Source organism: Flagellimonas marinaquae (genome assembly GCF_023716465.1).
Taxonomy (GTDB): domain Bacteria; phylum Bacteroidota; class Bacteroidia; order Flavobacteriales; family Flavobacteriaceae; genus Flagellimonas; species Flagellimonas alginolytica.
In genome coordinates this window covers 2,479,964-2,504,600 of the sequence record NZ_CP092415.1, presented here as the reverse complement: position 1 = coordinate 2,504,600, position 24,637 = coordinate 2,479,964, and the positions used below count along the sequence as shown (strand labels likewise).

The following is a 24,637-nucleotide window of genomic DNA, read 5'->3' as shown; positions in this document are numbered from 1 at the left end:
GACAATTATCAGGTTTTGACACTTACAACGTTTTCTGGTTGACAAAAAATTACCTAACGATTCCCATTCCCCTTATCTTTGGTAGAAAATTGAATCAGATTGCCGGATTCAATGAAAGATCATGTAGAATGAAACCTAAAATGACGCTTAAAAAGATTGCCGCGGAATTGGGACTTTCCATCTCAACGGTATCCAAGGCACTCAAGAACAATAAGGATATAAGTAAGGAGAACCGGGAAAAAGTACAGGCCTTTGCCAAATTCTACAATTATCGACCCAACAGTATTGCGCTGAGCCTCAAAAACAAAAAAACCAAGACCATTGGTGTTATTATCCCAGAAATTGTACATCACTTTTTTGCCAAGGTAATTTCTGGTATTGAAGAGGTGGCCAACTCAAAAGAGTACAACGTTATCATCGGGGTAACCAACGAGTCATTTGACAAAGAAGTCATAAATATGGAAATGTTGGTGGATGGCAGTATCGATGGCTTTATAATATCACTATCCAAAGAGACCTTATTAAAAAAAGACTTCCATCACCTGCAAGAAACCATCAACAGAAACATTCCGGTAGTGATGTTCGACCGTGTAGTGGACGAAATTCCCAGCGATAAAATAATTATAAACGACCGTGAAGCGGGGCGAACGGCCGTTCAAAAACTGATAAATGAAGGCCGGAGAAAAATTTTATTGCTTACCACCAAGGATTATTTGGACATTGGCCGCTTGAGGACCGAGGGATATAGAGATGCCCTTTCTGCCAACAATATTCCCTACAATAAGGATTTGATCATTAGGATCGGAGAAGTCGGTGATTCCGACGATGACCAGAAGATATTGGAAGATAGAATTCATAAAGTATTCGAAAATCACCCAGATATTGACGGCATTTTCGGTGTGAACGAAATTTATGCGATCACTGCGTTGAATGTAGCTCGGGCCAGAGGCATTGAGATACCGGAACAGATTTCGGTCATCGGTTTTTCGGATGGAATTTTATCCAAATGTTCCAGACCGCACCTGACCACGATTAGTCAACACGGTATTCAAATGGGCAGGCTTGCTGCAGAGACCCTAATCAATAGACTGGAAAAAATGGAAGAAGACCATCAAGAACCACAATACACCACACATATAGTTCATACCGACCTTGTTCTTCGTGACTCGACGCTGAATTAAGGATCTGTAAAAAAGGTTGCACAACTTGTAATAATTAAAAAAAACGTACCTTTGACCCCAGTCAACGCTTAAATTTTACTTCCCGGTAAATATTGGTTGGTCAGACGAACTGTTCCAACTTTGAAATAAATATCAACTACAATGTTTCAAAAGCGTCGATTAAGCTTCTGGGAAATCTGGAACCTAAGTTTTGGATTTCTAGGAATACAAATGGGATTTGCCCTTCAAAATGCCAACGCCAGTAGAATACTCCAAAGTTTTGGTGCCGATGTGCACGAACTTTCCTGGTTCTGGATCGTTGCCCCACTAACAGGATTAATAGTACAACCCATTGTCGGTCATTATAGCGATCAGACTTGGACACGCCTTGGGCGTCGCCGCCCCTACTTTCTAACAGGTGCATTGTTGGCTTCGTTGGGGCTTGTGCTAATGCCCAACGCAGATATGTTTACGGCCATTATGCCATCGCTTTGGGTCGGAGCAGGTATGCTTATGATCATGGATGCCTCATTCAATATTGCAATGGAGCCTTTTAGGGCATTGATTGCGGATATGTTGCCCTCCGATCAGCGCACCCTGGGCTATAGTGTCCAAACAGTTTTGATCGGGATTGGTGCAGTAATAGGTTCTTGGTTGCCCTATGTTCTGACCAACTGGGTCGGTATAAGCAACACTGCAACTGCAGGGGAAGTCCCATTGAATTTATTGATTTCCTTTGTAATAGGTGCCTTGGTACTTGTTACCAGTGTTGCCATAACCGTATTCACCACAAAGGAATATACACCAGCCGAAATGGCCCTGCTGAACAAACAAGAAAACAACAAAGAGACTATTGACGAAAAGAGCAGTCTGTTGGATATTTTTTCTGATTTTGCAAAAATGCCCGTTACCATGCGGCAATTGAGCTGGGTGCAGTTCTTTTCCTGGTTCGGCTTGTTTGGGCTTTGGGTGTTCGCCACACCGGCCATCGCCGAACATATCTATGGTTTGGACCCCAACAATAGCCAAAGTTCTGCCTATCAAAATGCCGGGGATTGGGTCGGCATTTTATTCGGAGTATATAATGGGGTCTCAGCAATTTTTGCCTTTTTTCTACCGGCTATTGCCAAAAAGGTAGGACGTAAAAAAACCCATAGCATTTCTTTGATCATTGGTGCGCTCGGGTTTTTATCCATTTATATTATGCCCAACGAAAATTGGCTCATTTTGTCCATGTTCGGTATTGGAATTGCTTGGGCCAGTATTTTGGCAATGCCCTATGCAATATTGGCCGGGGCCATTCCCCCGCAAAAAATGGGCGTATATATGGGCATTTTCAATTTTTTTATTGTAATACCACAAATTATAAATGCATTGATCGGCGGCCCCATTGTAAAGTACTTTTATAATGGCCAGCCCATTTATGCATTGGTAACAAGTGGTGTTGCTTTTCTGATCGCTGCACTACTTGTTTTAAAAGTAGAGGATACGGACGATAAAGCACTAGAGTTATAATTGATTTTCCTATATTCCCGATTGAGCTAACACTCAGATAAAGAACACTTAATATTCAAAATACTATAAACATCAATCAACAGCAAAAATGAATCAAGACTATATACAACCAAATGCATGGAGCATAATTGAAGAAGGATTCGACAAGGATCGTGTTAAATCTTCCGAAAGCCTTTTTAGTATAGGAAATGGTGCCATGGGGCAACGCGCAAATTTTGAAGAGACCTATTCTGGGCCCACTTTTCAAGGTAGTTATATTGCCGGGGTATATTATCCCGATAAAACCCGTGTTGGTTGGTGGAAAAATGGCTACCCGGAATATTTCGCCAAGGTATTGAACGCACCCAATTGGATCGGTATCGATATGGAAATCGATGGAATACCTTTGGATTTGGCCACGTGCTCCCATATCAAAAATTTTAAACGAGAGCTCAACATGAAAGAAGGATGGTACCGACGAAATTTTGTCGCGACCACCCCAAACAATGTGGAAATCGAAGTGATTGCCACCCGTTTTTTAAGTTTAGTACAGGATGAAGTTGGTGCCATTAAATTTGAGATCAAACCCATTAATACGGATGCCGAAGTTGTTTTAAAACCCTATCTCGATGCAGGTATAACCAACGAAGATAGTAACTGGGACGACAAGTTTTGGAACACTACCAAAATTAGCTCGGAAAAGAACAGGGCATTCATCGAATCCCAAACCATGAAAACCAACTTTAAGGTCTGCACTTTTATGCAGGCAAAAATGGTGTATGGCAATACTACCAAGGAAGCACCCGATTCGATCAATGAAAGTGAATTGTCCGTCGGATTTGAATTCTCTCAAAAAGTAAAAAAGGGCGAACAGGTCGCTTTAATAAAATTTGGAGGCTACACTGTAGACAGAAACCACGAAGCAGATCAATTAAAAAAAGTATCCAACACCTTATTGGACCAAGTTTTTTCCTTAGGGTTTGATGCGCTCTTGGACGAACAAAAAAAAGCCTGGGCGAGCGTTTGGGAAATGAGCGATATCCACATCGAAGGCGATGTGAAGGCACAGCAGGGCATACGTTTTAACATCTTCCAATTGAACCAAACCTATACGGGCACAGATTCTCGATTAAACATTGGTCCCAAAGGATTCACTGGAGAAAAATATGGAGGGAGTACCTACTGGGACACCGAAGCTTACTGCATACCGTTCTACATGGCGACCAAAAACCAAGACGTAGCGCGAAAACTATTGAAATATCGTTACAACCATTTGGAAAGGGCCATAGAAAACGCGGAAAAACTGGGTTTTAAAAACGGTGCCGCACTTTACCCTATGGTTACCATGAACGGTGAAGAATGCCATAATGAATGGGAAATTACTTTTGAAGAAATCCACAGAAACGGCGCTATTGCATTTGCCATTTTTAACTACACCCGTTACACTCAAGACCATACCTATATTCCAGAAATGGGGTTGGAAGTACTGATCGGTATTGCCCGTTTTTGGCAACAAAGGGTCAACTGGTCCACCAATCGTAACAAATACGTAATGCTTGGGGTAACCGGGCCTAACGAATACGAAAACAATGTAAACAACAACTGGTACACCAACTACATTGCCAAATGGTGTTTGGAGTATGCCTTGGAACAGTTGGATCATGTACAACAAAACTACACGAGCGACTATAAAAGGATTTTGGACAAAACCAAGTTGACCAACGATGAAACAGGGTTGTGGAAAAAAGTGGCCGACCAAATGTACCTCCCTTATTCCGAGCAACACGGCGTCTATTTGCAACAAGATGGATTTTTGGATAAGGATTTGGTACCCGTAGAGGATCTGAACAGAAAAGAACGTCCTATCAATCAACATTGGAGTTGGGACCGTATTCTAAGATCGCCCTACATTAAACAGGCGGATACATTACAAGGTTTCTATTTTTTTGAGGACCACTTTACCGATGTCGAGCTGGAAAAACATTTTGATTTCTATGAACCATATACGGTCCATGAATCTTCCTTATCACCGTGCGTACACTCGGTACAGGCAGCTAAATTGGACCGCATGGACCAAGCTTACACCTTTTATTTGAGAACCTCTCGCTTAGATTTGGACGATTACAATAAAGAAGTTGAAGAAGGTTTGCATATTACCTCCATGGCCGGTACTTGGATGAGCATTGTAGAAGGTTTTGGTGGGATGCGCATAAAAAATGGAAAACTTTCTTTTGCACCCAAAATTCCAAAACAATGGGAGAAATATTCCTTTAAGATCAACTTTAGGGAAAGAATTTTAAAAGTAACCGTGGCACAAGATGGCACCACATTCGATATAGATTCTGGAGAAACCCTGGAAATATTGGTCAATGGTGAATCTGTAAAACTGGGGTGAACACATATTTACATACAATCTAACTTCGGATCAAAACAAAACTCATGAAAAAGTGGATGATTGTGTTGTATTTGGCTTTTTGCAACGCTGTAATCGGTCAAATAGAACGTATAGAGCCCCCCTACTGGTGGACGGGCATGAAACATACCAAATTGGAGTTATTGGTGTACGGTAAAAACATCAATAATCTAGAACCCGTATTTTCCGATGATATAAAAATCAAAAAAGTGGTAAAGGTTGAAAATCCCAATTATCTTTTTATCACCATCGACACAAAAGCCATATCGCCGGGAACAGCTACGTTATCTTTTAAAAAAGGACGTAGAACTGTAGAATCGCACCCCTACCAATTCAAGTCTCGAAAAGAGAATTCAGAAAACAGAAAAGGCTTCGATTCTTCTGATGTCATCTATCTTTTAATGCCGGACAGATTTGCCAATGGCGACCCTTCCAACGATAGCACGTCAAACACTATTGAAAAAGCCGATAGAAGCCACAAAGGAGGCAGACACGGCGGCGATATAAAGGGAATAATAGATCATTTGGACTACATCCACAATTTGGGAGCAACCGCTATCTGGAGCACTCCCCTTACCCTGGATAACGAAAAAGTTTACTCCTATCATGGATATGCCAGTAGCGACCTGTACAAAATCGACCCCCGTTACGGTACCAACCAAGATTTTGCAAAACTCTCTGCTGAACTGCACAAGAGAAACATGAAACATATTATGGATTTTGTACCTAACCACTGGGGACTGAGCCATTGGTTGATCCAAGATTTACCTTCTGATGATTGGATCCATTACTGGGAAGGTGGGGAAAATGGATTTAAACGAAGTAATTATATACAGACCACCCAGTTTGACCCCTATGCCTCTAAAATTGATGCAAAAGGAAACATGGATGGTTGGTTTGATTATACCATGCCGGACATGAACGAAAGCAATCCCATGTTGATCACTTACCTTGTTCAAAACGCTATATGGTGGATCGAGCATGGGGATTTGGATGGGCTTCGCGTGGACACTTATCCCTATAACGACAAGCAAGGCATTACCGATTGGGTGACCCGGGTTATGGAGGAGTACCCCGATTTTAATATTATGGGAGAAATTTTTATGCACGATACCGCACATATTGCCTATTGGCAAAAAGACAGTAAAGTTGGTGCAATACAAGGATTTAATTCCAATTTGCCCACTGTAATGGATTTCCCCCTGCACGACATCCTATCCCAGGTTTTTAATGAGGACGAACAAAATTGGGGAAACGGGGTATTTCGGGTATATGACCACCTAACCAAGGATTTTCTTTACCCCAACATCAATAATCTTCTAATTAAAATGGGGAACCACGATGTAAACCGGATCAACGAGGAATTGAATGGAGATGTGGATAAATACAAATTGGCCCTTACTTTAATATTGACCCTACGCGGTATTCCCCAAATCTATTATGGGGATGAAATTGGAATGATGGGCAGTAAAAGTGAAGGTGATGGAGATATTCGACGGGATTTTCCCGGAGGATGGCCCGGTGATGAACAAAATGCCTTTACAGTACACGGCAGAACAGCATTGCAAAATGAATATTTCGATTTTACCAAGAAATTATTGAACTGGAGAAAAGGCAAAAGATCGATCCACTTTGGAAAAACACTCCATTATTCACCAGTGGACAATGTTTATGTATACTTTAGATATTTGCCCGGTCAGCCCAAACAAACCGTTATGGTGGTACTGAACAATTCCACCAAAATACAGACCATAGAACTGGATAGGTTTTCAGAAGGACTACTGGGAAGCAAAACGGCCAGGGAAGTTATTTCAGGAAAAACATACGAAATCGGAAAAAGCTTGGAAATTAGGGCAAAATCAGGTTTGGTTTTAGAATTATACTAAGTCCGTTTCTATTTTCGTTAGCAAACTACAATTCAGAATTTTATCCAAAATGGATAAAGCACTGCAAATCAACAGATATTAGAATTAAATTAGGTCAATTAAAATCATCGAAATGAAAAAATTACTGCTCTGTTTTTTGGTATTGCAACTGGCTGGGTGTGCAGAACTCCAGCAAGTCGTAAACCAATTGCCACAAGGAACAACCGGAATCGGAAACGAACAAATTGCCCAAGGATTACGAGAGGCCCTTAATATGGGAATCGATAAACAAGTGAACAAACTAGCGTTGGAAAACGGCTTTTTTCGCAACGAACTGGTTAAGATCCTTTTGCCCGAAGAGTTACAAAAAGTAGATAAGACCCTTCGCGACATAGGATTGTCCAGCCTAGCGGACGAAGGATTAAAAATAATCAACCGGGCGGCAGAAGATGCCGTTAGCGAAGCAACACCCATTTTTGTTGATGCTGTTAAGGGAATCACCTTCAATGATGCCAAACAAATTCTTTTAGGTAATGATAACGCTGCCACACAATATTTACAGCAAGCCACAAAGACCCAGCTATACAATAAATTCAATCCCATTATTAAAAACTCATTTAAAAAAGTTGGTGCAGACCAAATTTGGAGCAACATTATTACCAAATACAATAATCTGCCCTTGACAAACGATGTAAATCCAGATTTAACGGATTACACCACAAATGAAGCTCTGGAAGGTGTGTACACCATGATATCGATAGAAGAAAAGGAAATTAGGACAAAAGTTTCGTCCAGAACAACAGATTTGTTAAAAAAAGTGTTCGCTCTTCAAGATAAATCATAATTTTTTGAAAAAAATATAATAACTTTAAAAAGAATACGTTCTAATTTCAATAATTGAGTTTAATTATAACAAATTCCTAAAGTTAAATTAACCTACACCTGAAGGTTAAAATGGAATTTTGTATCAGTTATCTGAGTTAGCATTTTTTTGAGTTAGTTAGTTTAAAAACCGGTGAAGTTCACCGGTTTTTTGTTTTTTCTACTTTGGTATATATGCCATCAAAAGCAACCGAAGTTACCCGACCATCACGGAGTACCTCCCAGAGTTGCCGTACCGTTCCGTTCGTATTATTGGTCCATGTAATTTGGTTTATGTAAGTTTTGCCATCCGCACCCTTAAATGGGTCGGAAATTAGAATCATTCGATTACCCTTTCGTCCACCCTTTAATTTTAAAACAGCCCCTGCATTGTCTATCCACAACTGCTCCCATTGACCAGTGGTTGTATTAAAGAAGTTTAAACTGGTCCCGGTATATCCCGCTTGTTCGCTCGTCCAATATTCCCGTATCGCACAACCATCTTCCACCTTCTCTATTATACTAGTTCCTGCCGGCGTTCCATTTATGGAATTGATCACATTCCATTCCCCGACCCAAAAATCGAAAGCACTATGGTTCTGGGTACAACAATTACAGTTATTTGCTACTTGGGCAAACAGCTTCACCTGAATTAAAACGATAAGAATAAAAAATGTTTTTCGCATCAAGGAAAAATCGAGTTCTATTAAAGGTACGTTAATTTTATTCCAACCCAATGTAAGCAAAAGCGCCGCTTTAATTAAGATACGTTAAATTTTAGATAAATTACCTGATTTTTAGACGTGTACCCCTTTTCACAATAGTCCAAAAGGCTGTTTTGAACGTATCTTTGTAAGTAACAAATCTGAATCGCTATGAATAATCAGTATTGCAAAGTTGGAACGGTAACCCCTATCACAGGTTTAAGCCAGGCCGCATCGGTTTTGGAAGTAATGCACAATAATTTTATAGAAAAGGCCGCCAGTGTTTCTGGAAAGGATTCCCAATTGGGTGATTTTTTCAGAAACAAGGCTCAAAGCATTAAAAAGGTATTGGAAAGCTTATAGGCAATTCCACTTAATTGATCTTAGCTAGCTCTATTTCCATTTCCTCTTGGATTTGTTGTGCCTTTTTTTCTGCACTTTCGGCAAAATCAGTCTCTGCCGAAGCATAGATAATTCCACGGGAAGAATTCACCAATAAGCCCACATCCTTGGTAATTCCATACTTGCAAACCTCTTGCAAGCTTCCGCCTTGAGCACCTACACCTGGCACCAATAAAAAGCTTTCCGGAACAAGCTTTCGAACATCGGCCAAATATGTGGCTTTTGTAGCACCCACAACATACATCAACCTTTCTGCTCCTTTATAGGTCTTGGAAACGGACAATACTTCTTTGTACAATTCCCTACCGGACACATTTTTGGTCTGAAAATCAAAAGCACCCTGATTGGAAGTGAGCGCCAATAATATGGTATGCCTATCCTTAAATTCCAAAAAAGGCTCTACCGAATCCTTTCCCATATACGGTGCAATGGTAATCGAATCAAATTTCATGGTTTCAAAGAATGCTTTTGCATAACGGGTAGATGTATTCCCGATATCGCCGCGTTTGGCATCTGCAATCGTAAATATTTCCGGATGCTTTTCGTTCAAATATACCATGGTCCGTTCCAAAGATCTCCAACCATTCAGCCCATAGGCTTCATAAAAAGCAATATTGGGCTTGTATGCCACACAATAAGGGTGCGTAGCATCGATTATTGCCTTGTTGAAAGCAAAAATTGGATCTTCTTCTTCCAAAAGATGCCTTGGAATTTTATCCAGGTCGGTATCAAGACCAACACAGAGAAATGATTTTTTTTGACGAATTTGTGAGATTAAGTCCTCTATCTTCATGCTGGTGGGTTGTTTCCGATACAGAATTTGGATTAAAAATTTTATTAAAATATCTCTGAAGCTTCCTTGAGTTTTTCGGTGTTCTCTACCAACATAAGCTCATCAATGATTTTTTGTATATCACCATTCATAATATTTTGAAGGTCATATAATGTTAATCCGATTCTGTGATCGGTAACCCTCCCTTGGGGGTAATTATAGGTACGGATCTTCGCCGAGCGGTCGCCACTACTCACCTGTGAATTACGTTTAGCGGCATCTTCTGCCTGCTTTTTGGCCAATTCCATATCGTACAAACGTGCACGAAGTACCTTAAAAGCCTTATCCTTGTTTTTGTGCTGCGATTTTTCGTCTTGACATTGTGCCACGATACCTGTTGGAACGTGGGTCAACCGTACTGCAGAATAGGTAGTGTTCACGGATTGCCCACCTGGTCCAGAGGAACAGAAGTAATCGATACGAACATCCTTTGGATCTATCTGCACATCAAATTCCTCTGCTTCGGGAATTACCATTACGGTTGCGGCACTGGTGTGCACACGACCTTGGGTTTCCGTCTGTGGCACACGTTGTACACGGTGCACGCCGGCTTCGAACTTTAGCGTTCCGTACACATCTTCCCCGTTAACTTCAAAATGGATTTCCTTGAATCCGCCACTGGTCCCCTCGCTCAAATCGATAACATTGGTCTTCCAACCTTTGGATTCGCAATATTTAGTGTACATCCGAAAGAGGTCTCCTGCAAAAATACTCGCCTCGTCACCTCCGGTTCCGGCCCGAATTTCCATCACCACGTTCTTCTCGTCCTCAGGGTCCTTTGGAATCAACAAATACTTGATTTCCTCTTCCAACTTGGGCAATGCGCCTTTGGCCTCGTCCAACTGCATTTTGGCCATTTCCACCATTTCCGCATCACTGCCATCGGCGATTATCTCCTCGGCTTCTTGGATATTGTTGGCAAGGGTAATATACTCGTCGCGTTTATCGCTAAGCACTTTAAGGTCCTTGTACTCTTTATTGAGCTTAACGTACCTTTTTTGGTCCGCAATAATATCTGGTTGTATGATCAGGTCCGAAACCTCATCAAAACGTTGTTTTACAATGTTGAGTTTGTCTAGCATAAATAGATCCTCGTATAGGAATTGCGAATTTACGATTAATTTGTACATTTAGTAAATACCATGGTTCCAATATTCCGTCATAAAACATACCTACTGGTTTTCCTCTTCTACAAAACCATTCTTTTGGCATCCAATTTGATAGCTGTTTTATTGATGTTTTTCAAAGCTCCTTTTTCAGTAATAATTGCATTAAAGCTATTCTTTATCAGTTTATTTATCCTGAAGTTTTCAGATTCAAGAAATTCAAAAGATTTAGTTTTATATCAAAACTTTGGGTTGTCCAAAATAGGCCTGTTGTCACTCTCTTTCGCTTTAGATCTATTCCTATCAGGTATCATCTATCTAATTTTTTTCTTTTGATTCTTGAAATTGACAACATAGAACTCTCCTTTAATAACAAAAAAATACTGAGAGGGGTTTACGTAAAGGCCGAAAGCGGAAAGGTTACTGGTATTCTAGGGAGAAATGGGGCTGGAAAAACATCCTTGCTCAATATTTTGTTCGGAAGTTTAAAACCCAAATATAAATCCATCAGGATTGATGGAAAGTTTATCAAGACACCTTTATTCAAAAGTAATCAAGTAGCCTATCTACCGCAGCACAGGCTTCTATCAAAAAGTATAAAGATATATTCCTGCTTTAAATTGTTCAATGTTGATTGGGAAACTTTCATTGAAACTTTTGTGCATTTCAAGCCATTGAAAAACCACAGCACTTCAGAGCTTTCAGGTGGGGAACGAAGGTTACTTGAAACCTATTTAATTTTGAACACCGACAAAAACACAATCCTACTGGATGAACCTTTTTCAAATTTAGCCCCATTATATGTTTCTAAAATCAAAGAAATCATCCAGAAGAGAAAGAACCATAAAATCATATTACTTACAGACCATTACTACGATGAAATTGTATCGTTGAGTGATGAATTATATTTCTTGAAAAATGGATGTTCAAAATTAATCGACAATATCCAAGACCTTGAAGACGAAGGTTATTTACCCACTAATTTCCAACAAAAGTAGTTCCCAAGGTAATAATGAATGCATTTAAGCCATCACTACGTTCGTATTGACCAAACCGAAGGTCAATGGCTTTTAGACCAAAATTAAAAACGCGGGCACTTGTAAAAATGTCCTTGTACCGCACTCCAACCCCATATTGATGGGCATTGTATTTGGACAGGTCGTAATCCGATGTATAATGTACAAAAGTAGAAAGGGCTTGCTCCTTGGCATAAAAATAATCCGCTGCCGTTTGGGTATAGTAGCGGTAAGTGGGATATAAAGTAAACTTATCGGTGAGTTTAATCGGCACTTCCAAACTAGCCGTATGCGAACGTATTCCCCAATTGTCCCAATAGAATCGATAGTAAGATCGCAAAACGATCAAATCGTTCAAATAATAATTTAACCGTCCCCCCACAGGAATCTTAAAACGGCTATCGGGCAGCTGTTCTACATTATCCGCCAATTGGAAGTCATCGATATAAAAATCTTCGAAATCAGAAAAATATACACGCTGGAAAGGGGTACTCAACAATCCATTCTGCGAAACCAGGTCCATAAACAAAGCTCCTTGTAGTTTTCGGCTCAAAATCTGGGAAAACCCAAGGGAAATTGAATAGGAATTTCTGTTTTCATCTTCAAACTCGGAAAAAATAGGGCTGTATGCTCCATTACCAGAAATTCGATCATCAAAAAAACCTTCACGAAGCTCAATCGGATATTGCGAGTTCCATTTGTCCAAGAACACATTGGCACTCAAGGTCACTTCGGTATTTCTCTCATTGAACAACTTGGTAAAACTGCCTCCAAATCCTATGGAAAAATAATCATATTCCGACGATACGTACCCATTAACGCTCCAAATGGAATTCCGATTCTCGGAGCTATGCTGATAACTAGGGTTAATGTAAACCAGGACATCTTTACGGGATTCACCCGATGAGGCATCGAACGGGCTCACAAGCAGTCCGCCATCCAAGGGGTTTACATTACTCGATGATGCGGAGGTGTAAGCGGAAAGCCCCACATCCACAGTCAAAATATCATCTTCGTTCATGGGCATGCGAAGCACTATACTCGATGTTGCATCCGTTAATTCCTCGGTACCTTCCCCTCCGGTTACAGCTGCATTTTGCCCATCTTGATCATAATAACTGAAGAGAATATCCACCTCACTGGCTTCCAATACTCTTTTTTTATAGGACGTATCGCTTTGTTGCGACCACATTATGGACACCATCAAAAATGATAGAAGGAAAATGGAATGCTTTAGGTTTTGAGCTTGGAAGTACATTGGCTTTATATCAAAAAACGAGTAATGTTATCAATTACAACCACAGCCACCTCCAGTTTTTCCGCCGTTGGCACCTGAAGATGCTTCTCGGTACACTTGAAAATTATTCTCAAAACGTTCGCTGGGCCTGGCACTTAATTGCATATCCTCATCGTTCAGGTATGCCTTTTCATATTCACGAACGGTTACGCATGAACTTGCCAAAATCAAAAGTAATACGAAAGCTAAGGTTTTAACCATACTTCAAATGTACTAATTCGTATCGAACACAATACCGGAACTCCTATGAACTTTGTTCTCACCATCCACAACAACGGCTTCCACCCCATCTATCTGGTTGATCATATGGAGCCCTACGTCCCTTCCCAAAATAAACACTGCGGTTGCAAGTGCATCGCACAATTCGGCCTGTTTGGCAAAAATGGATACGCTATTGATTCCTCTTGTGGGGTATCCCGTTCGTGGGTCGATGATGTGAGAGTATTTTTCACCGTTCAACACGATGTATTTTTCGTAATTGCCGGAGGTGGCCACAGACGATTCCACAACGGGCAACCAACTAAAAACCCTGTCCTTGCTCAAGGGGTTGGCTATGCCCACCAACCATTTTTCTCCGGTTACCTTGGTACCCCAGGTTGTAAGATCTCCGGATGCGTTGATTATACCCCCTTTGACATCTTTGGAGACCAAAAGTTCCTTGGCCTTGTCCGCAGCGTACCCCTTACCGATTGCGCCAAAACCGATTCGCATACCTTTAACCGGCAAATAGACGGTTCTGTTTTCAGCGTCCAGCACTATTTTTTTATACCCGATCTTAGATACCGACTTTTTGATTTCCGCTTCGGTCGGGGCTTTATCCATTGTTCCATCAAATTTCCAAATATGATCCATAGAAGCATAGGTGATGTCGAAGGCACCATCCGTAAGTTCCGATATTTTAATGGACCTCTCAATAATATCGAACAACTCCTTGCCTACCTTTACCGGTTTTATACCTGCATTCTTATTGATTAAAGAGGTTTGGGAGTCTTTGTCCCATGATGAAATAATTTTCTCTATCCGCTCTATTTCCGAAACGGCTTCATGAATGTTGATGTAGCCTATCTCCTCGTTTGGTGCCACCACGGTAATCTCGAAACGGGTTCCCATCAATTTAAGGGTCTTTTTTACGGTAACCAAATTTTGCCTTGCCTGCCCATAGGTAAGCAAGGAGAAGAAAATGCAAAAAAGGGCCGTAAAAATTCTCATTTTAGGAACTTGTTGATCGTCTTAATATATTTTTCGGGTTTGGTGCGGGCCACAAAGCCTGTGGTGCCCAAAACATTTTCATTTTTATCCAAAACCACGACCAAGGGAAAATAACCCTTTGGGTTATAATTTTCGGCCAAGGATTTGTTCCGGTTGAGTTTATCTTGCGGCAGTTGATTTTTCTTTTTTCTGGGAAAATCGGCATTATATAACACATAATGTTCGGCAGCAAACGTCTTAAATGTATCGCTATCAAAAATATGTTTCTTCAGCCTGATACAGGGTGCGCACCAATCCGATCCAGAAAACACCAAAATAATGGGCTTGTCCTCACCCGCGGCTTGGGCCAGGGCTTCATCGTAGTTTTCGTGCCATTGTTGCGCATGGAGCATGCCTCCCCAGACAAAGAGCAAAATGTAGATTATATTCTTCATAAAATTTGGGTTTCAAAAACTATTCGAACACCCTAAGCGCAGTGCCGTCGAGTTCGGTATTATAGACCTTGAGCGCCTTTGCCGCCGTATTATCCACTTGGTTCAGAGGTGTCCCATCCTGATCAAAACGGGAACCATGCACATCGCAATAGAAAATTCCTCCATTTTGATCCACAAACCGCACTTGATCATAGGATTGATGACTGCAAACTTGGCTGGCCGCCACATATTCTCCTTGCAAGTTCCTAGCAACTACGACCAAATTCTTTAAAATAAACCCGCCATTCTCGGAGAGATTGGCTGCTTCGGCAGAATTAAGGTCGATAATAAAATCGACTCCGGTAGGTTCTTCTACCAAATTACCGTCCACTTCATCACTGGAGCAACCGTGCAGACATGGGAAGGTTAGGGCAAAAGCAGCACCCGCTCCCAAACTTTTCAAAAACTCTTTTCTTTCCATAGCGTGAGGTTTATATACTCAAACGCTATTTCCGAGCAAATCGTATGCTAATATTCAAACTTCCCGTAGGGACTCCGAATGGTCAATTTTTTAGTGTCGGATGCTTCCACGCGCCCAATTATCTGAGCATCCACATCAAAACTATTGGAAATGGACACAATATCTTCCGCCACTCCTTCATCCACATACAACTCCATTCGATGTCCACAGTTAAAAACCTGGTACATTTCTTTCCAATCGGTTCCGGATTGTTCCTGGATCAATTTAAACAAAGGTGGAATGGAAAACATATTATCCTTTACTATATGGAGATTCTCCACAAAATGAAGAATTTTGGTCTGAGCACCTCCACTACAATGCACCATACCATGAATTTGTTGTGAGGTGTATTTGTCCAATATTTTTTTAATGATCGGTGCATAGGTTCTGGTTGGCGACAAAACCAATTTACCAGCATCAAGCGGTGAATCGGATACAGCGTCCGTTAAACCTGTATTCCCGGAATACACCAATTCTTCAGGCACTGAAGCATCAAAACTTTCAGGGTATTTATCCGCAAGATACTTAGAGAACACATCATGCCTGGCCGATGTCAGCCCGTTACTGCCCATTCCCCCATTGTACTCGGTTTCGTAAGACGCTTTTCCGAACGATGCCAAACCGACAATCACATCCCCCGCCTTTATATTGGCATTGTCTATAACGTTTTTACGTTCCATACGAGCCGTTACCGTGGAGTCTACGATAATGGTACGAACCAGGTCACCGACATCCGCGGTCTCACCTCCGGTGGAACGTATGGTAATCCCGTGTTTGCCCAAATCTAAAATAAGCTCCTCCGTACCATTGATGATGGCAGAAATCACCTCGCCAGGAATCAAGTTCTTGTTTCGCCCAATGGTGGATGACAGCATTATATTATCGGTAGCGCCTACACAAATAAGATCGTCCACGTTCATAATTAGGGCGTCTTGGGCTATACCTTTCCACACCGAAATATCCCCAGTTTCTTTCCAGTACATATATGCCAAAGAGGATTTTGTCCCAGCACCGTCGGCATGCATTACCAAACAATGTTCGTGGCTCCCGGTGAGATAATCGGGCACTATTTTACAAAATGCCTTGGGAAAAAGTCCTTTGTCTATATTTTTGATGGCGTTGTGCACGTCTTCTTTGGAGGCAGAAACTCCTCGTTGTGCATATCTTTTACTGGTATCGGATGACATATGAATACTTTGCGCAAAAATAACGGAAAGCCATCAAACTATTGACATGCTTTCCGTCTTTTCCTCTTTGGCACCAAACTACTTGGAGAACAATATTTCCCGATACTTGGTCAAAGGCCAAAACTCGTCGGCAATCAATTTTTCCAATTTATCGGAATGCTCCCGGATCTTTTCAAAATATGGCCTCACATTATCGCAATACGCCTTGGCCTTTCTATCCACCATGGACATGCCATTGGCACGTTTGCGTGCATCTGCCATCTCGTCGGTAAGTTTTTTTATACTAAGGATGTGTTCTCCGACCTGTTCCAAAATATTCAATTGGCTTTCTGCGACTTTTTTGTGTGCCGCCCCATATACTTCTTTTAACCCTCGAATGTTCTTTAACAACACATTTTGGTATTTTACGGCTGCAGGAATAATATGGTTGTACACCATTTCTCCCAATACCCTTCCCTCTATCTGGATATGGAAAATATAGGCACCCAACTCTACTTCCTTATGTGCTTTAAGCTCCACTTCGCTCAGTACTTTCATCTGTTTGAACAGCGAAATACTTTCTTTGGAAGTAATTACCTGTAGTGCTTCGGGAGTATTTTTGTTGATGCTCAATTTGCGCCTGCGCGCCTCTTCTTGCCACTCCAGTCCATATCCATCTCCTTCGAAACGGATACGCTTGGAGGTTTTGATATATTCTCGCAATACGTTAAAGACCGCCTCGTCCTTTTTCAGGTTTTTCTTGTCGATCAGGGTATCGACCTCCTTTTTAAAATCTGTAAGTTGCTTGGCCACAATAGTGTTGAGCAAGGTCATGGGCTTGGCACAGTTGGTTTTGGCCCCAACCCCCCTCATTTCAAATTTGTTCCCAGTAAAGGCAAACGGAGAAGTTCGGTTCCTATCCGTATTGTCCAGCAGTATCTCTGGTATTTTACCTACCACATTAAGTTTGAGCTCGGTTTTTTCTTTAGGAGACAGCTTTCCCTTGGAAACCCCTTCGAGTTCGTCGAGCACATCGCTCAACTGTTTACCTATAAATATGGAAATTATTGGTGGAGGCGCTTCGTTAGCCCCCAACCTATGATCATTGCTCGCAGATGCAATGGAAGACCTCAACAATTCCTCATAGGCATCCACCGCCTTTATGGTGTTTACAAAAAATGTAAGGAATTGAAGGTTTTTCATTGGTGTGGTTCCAGGACTCAACAGGTTTACTCCCGTATCGGTGGCCAAGGACCAGTTGTTGTGTTTTCCGGACCCATTTATTCCCGCAAATGGTTTTTCGTGGAAGAGCACTGTGAAATTGAATTTATCGGCAATTTCCTCCATAACATCCATTAGTAATAGATTATGGTCTACGGAGAGATTGGCTTCTTCAAAAACCGAGGCCAATTCAAATTGGTTCGGCGCCACCTCATTATGACGGGTTTTGACGGGGATTCCCAATTTGGTGCATTCTTTTTCGAGTTCGCTCATAAATGCCAAAGCCCGGGCAGGAATCACCCCAAAATAATGATCGTCCAACTGTTGTCCTTTGGCAGAAAAACTCCCCACTAAAGTTCGTCCGGTAACCGAAAGGTCTATCCGGGATTTGGCCAAAGATTTATCGATTAAAAAATACTCTTGTTCCCAACCCAAGGTAGCATGTACTTTTCTAACATTTTTATCAAAATACTGTGCTACGGAGGTCGCCGCTTCATCCACAGCGCTCAACGCCCGCAGCAATGGCGCTTTATTATCCAACGCCTCGCCGGTATACGCCACGAATATGGTAGGTATACAAAGAGTGGTCTTATAAATAAATGCAGGAGATGTTGGGTCCCAAGCCGTATATCCTCGGGCTTCGAACGTATTTCGGATACCGCCACTGGGAAAACTGGATGCATCCGGTTCTTGCTGCACCAACTGGGCCCCTCCAAACTTCTCCATGGCCCTACCATCTGGAAGCAGATCAAAAAATGCATCCTGTTTTTCAGCTGTAGAACCTGTGAGCGGTTGAAACCAATGGGTATAATGGGTCGCTCCGACCGATAATGCCCACGCTTTCATCCCCTCTGCTACCTGATTGGCGATTTTACGATCGATTTTGGTTCCTTGAAATATTGCCGATTTTACGTTATCCAATGCTTCTGCAGTTAAAAACTGAAGCATTTTCTCTTCATTGAAAACATTTTTCCCAAAGAGTTCGGACCTTTTGCCCGTTTCGTTGATATTGGTATATGTTCGATTGCGGCTTTCGGTCAGTGCTTGAAATCTTGTTTGCGGCATATTGAAGTATTTTTAATTTTCAAATCTACAATTAAGAATTTAATAATTAATAATCAAAAAATTACTTTTTTGATATTTGACCCCACCTTTAAAAGGGGTATTTTAAACATTAAACGAAAATTTGTGATTTTACCCCCTCAAAATACAGATATTCCATCGAAACAATTATTTTTGTGAATCATAAAATATAAAACGATTAACTACCGGAATTATGAGCAAATCTAAATTAGAGTATCTATGGTTGGATGGATATGACCCAACAGCCAACATCAGAAGTAAGACCAGAATAGAAGAAAACTTCAGCGGCAAACTAGAAGATTGCCCCATGTGGTCTTTTGACGGTTCATCCACAAAACAGGCAGAAGGTGGTAATTCCGACTGTTTATTGAAACCCGTTGCCATTTATCCAGATCCAGCCAGAAGAAATGGTTTTTTGGTAATGACAGAGGTTTTAAATCCGGATGGAACGCCTCATGCCAGTAATTCGAGGGCGACCATAGACGATGCCGATCACGATTTCTGGTTTGGTTTTGAACAAGAGTACTTTATAATGGATACGGCCACCCAGCTGCCGTTAGGCTTCCCCGTTGGCGGTTATCCGGGTCCACAAGGATTATACTATTGTTCCGTAGGTGGTAAAAATACTTGGGGCAGGGATCTTGTTGAGGAACACGCCGACCTTTGTTTGGATGCTGGTCTTCAGTTCGAAGGTATTAACCAAGAGGTTGCTGCCGGGCAGTGGGAGTTCCAATTGTTCGCCAAAGGCGCCAAAAAGGCCGGAGACGAGATTTGGGTCGCACGTTACCTATTACAGAGATTGACAGAAAGTTACGGATACTATATTGAGTACCACCCAAAACCGATCAAAGGGGATTGGAACGGTTCCGGTATGCACGCCAACTTCTCCAATACGTTGTTGAGGACCTGTGGATCTAAAGAAACATATGAAAAAGTATGTGAAGCTTTCCGCCCGGTTACCAAAGAGCATATTGCCGTTTATGGTGAATTTAACGATGAAAGATTGACCGGACAGCACGAAACAGCTTCCATTAAGGACTTTAGTTACGGTGTTTCCGATAGAGGTGCCTCTATCAGGATTCCGATTATGACCGTGGAAAAGGGCTGGAAAGGATGGTTGGAAGACAGAAGACCTGCTTCCAATGCCGACCCTTATAAGGTAGCTGCCAGAATTATTAAAACGGTTAAATCCGCGGATATATAAGTACACATATTAATTAGTTGTTGATTATATATGAAAACCGTCCCAGATTTGGGGCGGTTTTTATTTTATGGTCATATATATAAATACCACATAGAAGGTTAAAAGAATTAAACCATCTCTCCAGCCCAACCGTAATCCTTTTGGAAAAAACACCAATGGAAAAATAAGAAAAGATATCCCAAGCATCCAAAAGATATCGCTGGACAACAACCCCTCGTCCATTACGGTTATCGGGGTAATTATCGAAGTTATTCCCAATACTGCGAGCAGATTAAAAATATTGGACCCGATCAAATTCCCTAAAGAAATCGCTTTTTCCTGTTTGATCACCGCGATTACCGATGCTGCCAACTCCGGAATACTGGTTCCTACGGACACTATGGTTATCCCAATTACACGATCACTTACTCCAAAGGAGGATGCCAGACCCACTGCACCATCAATAAGCAGCTCGGAACCTCCCCAAAGTGCAGTTCCCCCTATTCCCAGAAACAGGACTATTTTATACAATGGCAAAGGAACATCGTCCTCCGGCATTTCGTCCACTACCGCTGTTTTTTGAAACCTCAGCAAGTAAACAAGGAACACAAATAGCAAGGATACCATTATGATCCCTTCATATTGTTCCAGAACCCCATCAAAATAAATAAAGCCACAAAACAACAACGAAGCAACTATCATAACCGGCCAATCGGTAGTGTAAAAACTTTTACGCACATCTATACTTCCCATTATTACGGTAATGGCCAAAACCAGTCCCAGATTTGCGATATTGGACCCCACAACATTGCCCAGGGAAAGGTCCGGAAACCCATCCAAAGCAGCCTTTATGCTTACAATAAGCTCTGGGGCAGAGGTGGCAAAGGAAACCACCGTCATACCAATAACAATTTTAGGGATATAAAGCCGCAAGGACAGGGCTACCGCCGATTTTAACAACCAATTTCCACCTGCTATAAGCAGAACCAATCCTAAAACAATAAAAAGTAGATTTCCCAAAAATGTATGATTTGCATGCAAATATAATGGAAGAATAACTCACCCAAGAAGGTTATAACAAAAATAAAAACTGCTTTTTTAGTTAATAAACTATAAAAATAGTTGTTTAACTATAAGATTAGTATTAAGTTTGGGCAACAAATACAGTATTATGCAAAAATTGACCAACAAGGAAGAGGAAATCATGAAAATTCTCTGGGAGCTCAAAAAAGCGTTTGTAAAAGAAATTCTTGAGGAAATTAGAGGTGAAAAACCGCATTACAACACCTTGTCCACCATAGTTAGAAACCTACAGGAAAAAGGATTCGTAGACCACGAAGCGTTCGGTAACACCCATCGGTATTTCCCTTTGATCACCAAAGAACAGTACCGCAAAAAATATGTGAATGCCGCAATTGCCGATTACTATAACGACTCTTTTAAGAGTTTGGTCTCACATTTTGCACAAGAAGAAAAGATATCGGTTTCCGAGCTAAAAGAGATTATTGACCTAATTGAAAAGAAAAAGTAATGGAAACCATTCTACTATATATTTTACAATCCTTTCTTGTGGCCGGTGGTTTTTTGGCGGTGTACCATATTTTTCTAAAAAAGGAGACCCTTTTTATGGAGAATCGGCTGTTTTTGGTTGCAGGCCTGGTGCTGTCCTTTATCTTTCCATTACTTAAAATTCAGCAAACCGTTGTTGCGTCCCAACCTATTTTAGTGCAAGTTGGCGAAACCTCCTCTCAAGTTCCCGCCACAACAGGTCAAAATGGCTTTATTGTCCCAGAGGGTTTAATCATAGCCTTATATTTATCGGTCGCCATTTTATTATTTATAAAATTCATTACAAGGTTGCTTTCGCTAAGAAAGCTATCCAGAACCGCAAATATTAAAAAGGAAAGTCCGTATGTTCATATGATTACGGAAAAGCGGATTTCCCCCTTCTCGTTCTTCAATTATATTTTTTATAATCCGCGATTGTTCGAACCAAACGAACTACGCTCGGTTTTGGAGCACGAAAAGGTCCATGCAAGACAATATCACACCTTGGATATTCTATTATTGGAAGTTTTAAAAATAGTTTTCTGGTTCAATCCAATTCTATGGTTGTATCAAAGTGCAATAAAACAGAACCTAGAGTATTTGGCGGATCATTACGCCGTGGAAGAAACGGACAACAAAAAATCCTACCAGTACCTTATGCTTAAACAGGCGGTCGATCAAAAAGAATACACATTGGCCAACTCATTTTATAATTCATTAATCAAAAAACGAATAGTCATGTTAAATCAAAATCAATCGAAAAAAATCAACATTCTTAAAACATTGGCCGTAATGCCTCTATTGGGATTACTGCTTGTGAGTTTCAATATTGAGAAAAAATATCTTTATAAAGATTCCGTCACCCTCGATAACGTTATGGTAAAAGAAACACCAAAAGACAACAAGATGGTAGAGCTAACCATTGACAAGAACACCACAGATGCGGATTTGGACAACATTAAAAAAGATTTGGCCAAAGAGGGTGTGGACTTTAGCTATACCACAGTAAGGAACGACGACGGCGAAATTATTTCCATCTCGTTGAACCTAAGCGGAAAAAACGCAAACGGTAAAGACTTTAGTGGGAATTACAACTCAAATTCCGACAGTCCGATCAACCCTATAACCGTACTATACGATGATACGAACAATGCGGTCTCCTTTTGGAACGCAAAAAAGAAAAGTAAGGTTAAAATCCATAGAACGGATGATAGTGACGTCTCATGGAGTACGGATGACGAAAAAGAAATTATCGTAAAAAAAGTAGATGGTAAAAAGAAGGTATTCGTCAATGGTGAGGAGGTCAATGAAGATAAGCTACATACCATGGATATACATTTAGATGAGGATAGTGATGAAGAAAGTGTTTTTATAGTCAAACAAAAAGGTAACGGAAAGAAGAATGTAAAAATTGAGAAAATTGGAAAAAAGAAAGACGGTGCATTTGTAATGAAAATGATTGACGACAAGGATGTGAACATTGAGAATAAAACAAATGTAATGGTCATTAGGGATTCCGATGATGACGAGGATATCGAAGTCAGCGGTGATGACTCGAACTTCCTTTTTATAAGTTCTGATGATAAAGGTCGACCACTGTATATTGTGGATGGTAAAAAAACAAAACAAAAAATGGTCAATAAAATATCACCATCCGATATTGAAAATGTAACCGTTTTAAAGGGAGACCCTGCTATTGAAAAATATGGTAAAAAAGGTACAAATGGAGTGATTGAGATAACCACCAAAAAAAATAAATAATTCCTTTTTAAACCATAAAAACTTAATGTTGAATGAGTCGCTTTTTTTAGCGGCTCTTTTTTTTATCGAGAAACGAAACAGCTAAAAATAGCGCTTTTTTAAACGAAACCTCCCTAGGTTTTGGTAAACCTATTAAAAGACCCCCTACAATTCTAACATTATTTAACCACACAAACACTTATAGGTTGCATATATTAATTATCACCAAGTACCAAGATTACACTTATAGCAGCTTACCGTTTTAAAAGATTCAATCTCGTATTCAATTGCATAGATTTTTACTCAATTGCTTGGAAGCATGACTTTTATCATTCTATATTCGAAAAACATACAAGCAAAATAGTTGTTTGTTCAACATTTAAACCAATCTAAAAAATGATCGCAATCGTAAAGTTTTTCATCGCTCTTTTAATGCAACTCCTGACTCTAATTTTTATTTAAAAAACACCGAGCTACCTGCAACCTTATAAGATATAACCTATAAGTTGCTTTGCCTATATTTGTCCTAAACCCAATTAATTTATGTTTTACAAGGTTTTGGCCAAAATAAACAAGGTTATTCTCCCGTCATATTCAAAAAAGGGACTGAATCTATCCAAGGCAAGTAAATTGCAGCTAGCGATAATCGGGTGGCGCTATTTTGTAACCACCAAGGCTTTGGACAATAATTAATATCTCAAGAGAGCTTTTACAGGATAACCGTTGAGCTTATCGCCCCCCTTTAAAAAGGAAAGTTCGATTAGAAAATTGCACTGGACCACCTCTCCCCCTAGCTTCTCCACTAATTTACATACGGCTTCGGCAGTCCCGCCAGTTGCCAGTACATCGTCGTGCACCAACACCTTGTCACCTTCCTCAATGGCGTCCGTGTGGATTTCCAAGATCCCCTTTCCATATTCCAGATCATAGGACTCAGAAATAGTCGTATAAGGCAGCTTTCCTGATTTTCGGACAGTTACAAAACCAGCACCTAGTTTTTCGGCCAACATGGGAGCAAAAATAAAACCTCGGCTGTCCACCCCTACTACTTTATCAATTTTCGTATTGCCAATAAACCCCACCAAAGCATTGGCCGCCTTTTGCAGCGCTGTGGCATTTTTTAATAGGGGCGTTATATCCTTAAAAGTCACTCCCGGTTTTGGGAAGTCCTTAATATCACGAATGTAGGGTTCAAAATCCATTTTTGTTCGCTAGGGTTTTGTGGTAAAGTTAAAAAGAAATATATTTGCAGCCCTTAAATAAGGCCGCGTGGCGCAACTGAATAGCGCATCTGATTACGGCTCAGAAGGTTGCAGGTTTGAATCCTGCCGCGGTCACTGGGCAGCAATGCCAAACAAACAGAAAACCTTACAGAATCTATAACTGTAAGGTTTTCAGCGTTTT

Annotated in this window: 23 protein-coding genes and 1 tRNA gene; 12 read left to right on the top strand and 12 right to left on the bottom strand. The window is 40.8% G+C overall.

The window, feature by feature from the left end:
• Positions 1 to 128 precede the first annotated feature (128 nt).
• From MJO53_RS11190 to MJO53_RS11170, 5 genes are all read left to right on the top strand, one after another.
• Entirely contained in the window at positions 129 to 1,181 is a 1,053-nt protein-coding gene (locus MJO53_RS11190) for a LacI family DNA-binding transcriptional regulator (RefSeq protein ID WP_252079131.1), read from the top strand.
• 141 nt (positions 1,182 to 1,322) lie between these two features.
• Positions 1,323 to 2,675 (top strand): MFS transporter, encoded by a 1,353-nt coding sequence (locus MJO53_RS11185; protein WP_224835244.1) that lies wholly within the window; start codon positions 1,323 to 1,325, stop codon positions 2,673 to 2,675.
• Positions 2,676 to 2,763: 88 nt separating this feature from the next.
• Positions 2,764 to 5,049, top strand: coding sequence for a glycoside hydrolase family 65 protein (locus MJO53_RS11180; RefSeq protein ID WP_252079130.1), 2,286 nt, complete (start codon positions 2,764 to 2,766; stop codon positions 5,047 to 5,049).
• 44 nt (positions 5,050 to 5,093) lie between these two features.
• The gene (locus MJO53_RS11175) at positions 5,094 to 6,953 is read left to right on the top strand and encodes a glycoside hydrolase family 13 protein (RefSeq protein ID WP_252079129.1); all 1,860 of its coding nucleotides are present in this window, start codon (positions 5,094 to 5,096) and stop codon (positions 6,951 to 6,953) included.
• Positions 6,954 to 7,065: 112 nt separating this feature from the next.
• On the top strand, positions 7,066 to 7,776 hold the full coding sequence (locus tag MJO53_RS11170; protein ID WP_224835246.1) for a DUF4197 domain-containing protein: 711 nt from the start codon (positions 7,066 to 7,068) through the stop codon (positions 7,774 to 7,776).
• Between the two features lie 178 nt (positions 7,777 to 7,954).
• Here the strand turns inward: MJO53_RS11170 and MJO53_RS11165 are convergent, their stop codons facing one another.
• Positions 7,955 to 8,479 carry a hypothetical protein gene (locus MJO53_RS11165; protein WP_224835247.1) on the bottom strand — a complete coding sequence of 175 codons (525 nt, stop codon included), beginning with the start codon at positions 8,477 to 8,479 and terminating at the stop codon, positions 7,955 to 7,957.
• Positions 8,480 to 8,668: 189 nt separating this feature from the next.
• Between MJO53_RS11165 and MJO53_RS11160 the strand changes: the two genes are divergently transcribed.
• Entirely contained in the window at positions 8,669 to 8,860 is a 192-nt protein-coding gene (locus MJO53_RS11160) for a hypothetical protein (RefSeq protein WP_224835248.1), read from the top strand.
• 10 nt (positions 8,861 to 8,870) lie between these two features.
• On the opposite strand, the gene pyrF is transcribed toward MJO53_RS11160, so the two are convergent.
• Together pyrF and prfA are read right to left on the bottom strand one after the other, a co-directional pair.
• Complete coding sequence (pyrF, locus tag MJO53_RS11155; protein ID WP_224835249.1) at positions 8,871 to 9,692, bottom strand: orotidine-5'-phosphate decarboxylase; 822 nt, start codon at positions 9,690 to 9,692, stop codon at positions 8,871 to 8,873.
• 44 nt (positions 9,693 to 9,736) lie between these two features.
• Positions 9,737 to 10,813 (bottom strand): peptide chain release factor 1, encoded by a 1,077-nt coding sequence (gene prfA / locus MJO53_RS11150; RefSeq protein WP_224835250.1) that lies wholly within the window; start codon positions 10,811 to 10,813, stop codon positions 9,737 to 9,739.
• A 356-nt stretch (positions 10,814 to 11,169) separates the two neighbouring features.
• On the opposite strand from prfA, the gene MJO53_RS11145 reads away from it, so the two are divergent.
• The gene (locus tag MJO53_RS11145; RefSeq protein WP_252079128.1) at positions 11,170 to 11,835 is read left to right on the top strand and encodes an ATP-binding cassette domain-containing protein; all 666 of its coding nucleotides are present in this window, start codon (positions 11,170 to 11,172) and stop codon (positions 11,833 to 11,835) included.
• Here the strand turns inward: MJO53_RS11145 and MJO53_RS11140 are convergent.
• From MJO53_RS11140 to MJO53_RS11110, 7 genes are all read right to left on the bottom strand, one after another.
• Complete coding sequence (locus tag MJO53_RS11140) at positions 11,816 to 13,111, bottom strand: DUF3570 domain-containing protein (RefSeq protein WP_252079127.1); 1,296 nt, start codon at positions 13,109 to 13,111, stop codon at positions 11,816 to 11,818. The two genes, MJO53_RS11145 and MJO53_RS11140, sit on opposite strands and share 20 nt — an antisense overlap.
• A gap of 30 nt (positions 13,112 to 13,141) precedes the next feature.
• Complete coding sequence (locus MJO53_RS11135) at positions 13,142 to 13,351, bottom strand: DUF4266 domain-containing protein (RefSeq protein ID WP_224835252.1); 210 nt, start codon at positions 13,349 to 13,351, stop codon at positions 13,142 to 13,144.
• A gap of 12 nt (positions 13,352 to 13,363) precedes the next feature.
• Positions 13,364 to 14,359, bottom strand: coding sequence for an FAD:protein FMN transferase (locus tag MJO53_RS11130; protein ID WP_224835253.1), 996 nt, complete (start codon positions 14,357 to 14,359; stop codon positions 13,364 to 13,366).
• The gene (locus MJO53_RS11125; protein ID WP_252079126.1) at positions 14,356 to 14,793 is read right to left on the bottom strand and encodes a thioredoxin family protein; all 438 of its coding nucleotides are present in this window, start codon (positions 14,791 to 14,793) and stop codon (positions 14,356 to 14,358) included. Before MJO53_RS11125 ends, MJO53_RS11130 begins: the two co-directional genes overlap by 4 nt.
• 19 nt (positions 14,794 to 14,812) lie before the next feature.
• Positions 14,813 to 15,253 (bottom strand): ubiquinol-cytochrome c reductase iron-sulfur subunit, encoded by a 441-nt coding sequence (locus MJO53_RS11120; RefSeq protein WP_252079125.1) that lies wholly within the window; start codon positions 15,251 to 15,253, stop codon positions 14,813 to 14,815.
• Positions 15,254 to 15,300: 47 nt separating this feature from the next.
• On the bottom strand, positions 15,301 to 16,479 hold the full coding sequence (locus MJO53_RS11115; RefSeq protein WP_252079124.1) for an AIR synthase related protein: 1,179 nt from the start codon (positions 16,477 to 16,479) through the stop codon (positions 15,301 to 15,303).
• 78 nt (positions 16,480 to 16,557) lie between these two features.
• The gene (locus tag MJO53_RS11110; RefSeq protein WP_224835257.1) at positions 16,558 to 18,744 is read right to left on the bottom strand and encodes a glutamine synthetase III; all 2,187 of its coding nucleotides are present in this window, start codon (positions 18,742 to 18,744) and stop codon (positions 16,558 to 16,560) included.
• A gap of 211 nt (positions 18,745 to 18,955) precedes the next feature.
• Here MJO53_RS11110 and MJO53_RS11105 point away from each other — a divergent pair, with 211 nt between their 5' ends.
• Entirely contained in the window at positions 18,956 to 19,966 is a 1,011-nt protein-coding gene (locus tag MJO53_RS11105; protein ID WP_224835258.1) for a glutamine synthetase beta-grasp domain-containing protein, read from the top strand.
• 60 nt (positions 19,967 to 20,026) lie between these two features.
• Here MJO53_RS11105 and MJO53_RS11100 read toward each other — a convergent pair whose 3' ends face one another.
• A complete protein-coding gene (locus MJO53_RS11100) occupies positions 20,027 to 20,965 on the bottom strand; it encodes a calcium/sodium antiporter (RefSeq protein ID WP_224835259.1) in 939 nt (312 codons plus the stop codon).
• Positions 20,966 to 21,116: 151 nt separating this feature from the next.
• Here MJO53_RS11100 and MJO53_RS11095 point away from each other — a divergent pair, with 151 nt between their 5' ends.
• The 3 genes from MJO53_RS11095 (at position 21,117) to MJO53_RS11085 (ending at position 23,926) form a co-directional block, all read left to right on the top strand.
• Positions 21,117 to 21,476, top strand: a complete 360-nt coding sequence (locus tag MJO53_RS11095; RefSeq protein ID WP_224835260.1) for a BlaI/MecI/CopY family transcriptional regulator — start codon at positions 21,117 to 21,119, stop codon at positions 21,474 to 21,476.
• Complete coding sequence (locus MJO53_RS11090) at positions 21,476 to 23,254, top strand: M56 family metallopeptidase (RefSeq protein WP_252079123.1); 1,779 nt, start codon at positions 21,476 to 21,478, stop codon at positions 23,252 to 23,254. The genes MJO53_RS11095 and MJO53_RS11090 overlap by 1 nt, the downstream gene beginning before the upstream one ends.
• 522 nt (positions 23,255 to 23,776) lie before the next feature.
• Positions 23,777 to 23,926 (top strand): SsrA-binding protein, encoded by a 150-nt coding sequence (locus MJO53_RS11085; protein ID WP_252079122.1) that lies wholly within the window; start codon positions 23,777 to 23,779, stop codon positions 23,924 to 23,926.
• Here the strand turns inward: MJO53_RS11085 and MJO53_RS11080 are convergent.
• Entirely contained in the window at positions 23,923 to 24,435 is a 513-nt protein-coding gene (locus MJO53_RS11080; RefSeq protein ID WP_252079121.1) for an adenine phosphoribosyltransferase, read from the bottom strand. The two genes, MJO53_RS11085 and MJO53_RS11080, sit on opposite strands and share 4 nt — an antisense overlap.
• 61 nt (positions 24,436 to 24,496) lie before the next feature.
• Between MJO53_RS11080 and MJO53_RS11075 the strand changes: the two genes are divergently transcribed.
• Positions 24,497 to 24,570 (top strand) — tRNA-Arg (locus MJO53_RS11075).
• Positions 24,571 to 24,637 lie beyond the last annotated feature (67 nt).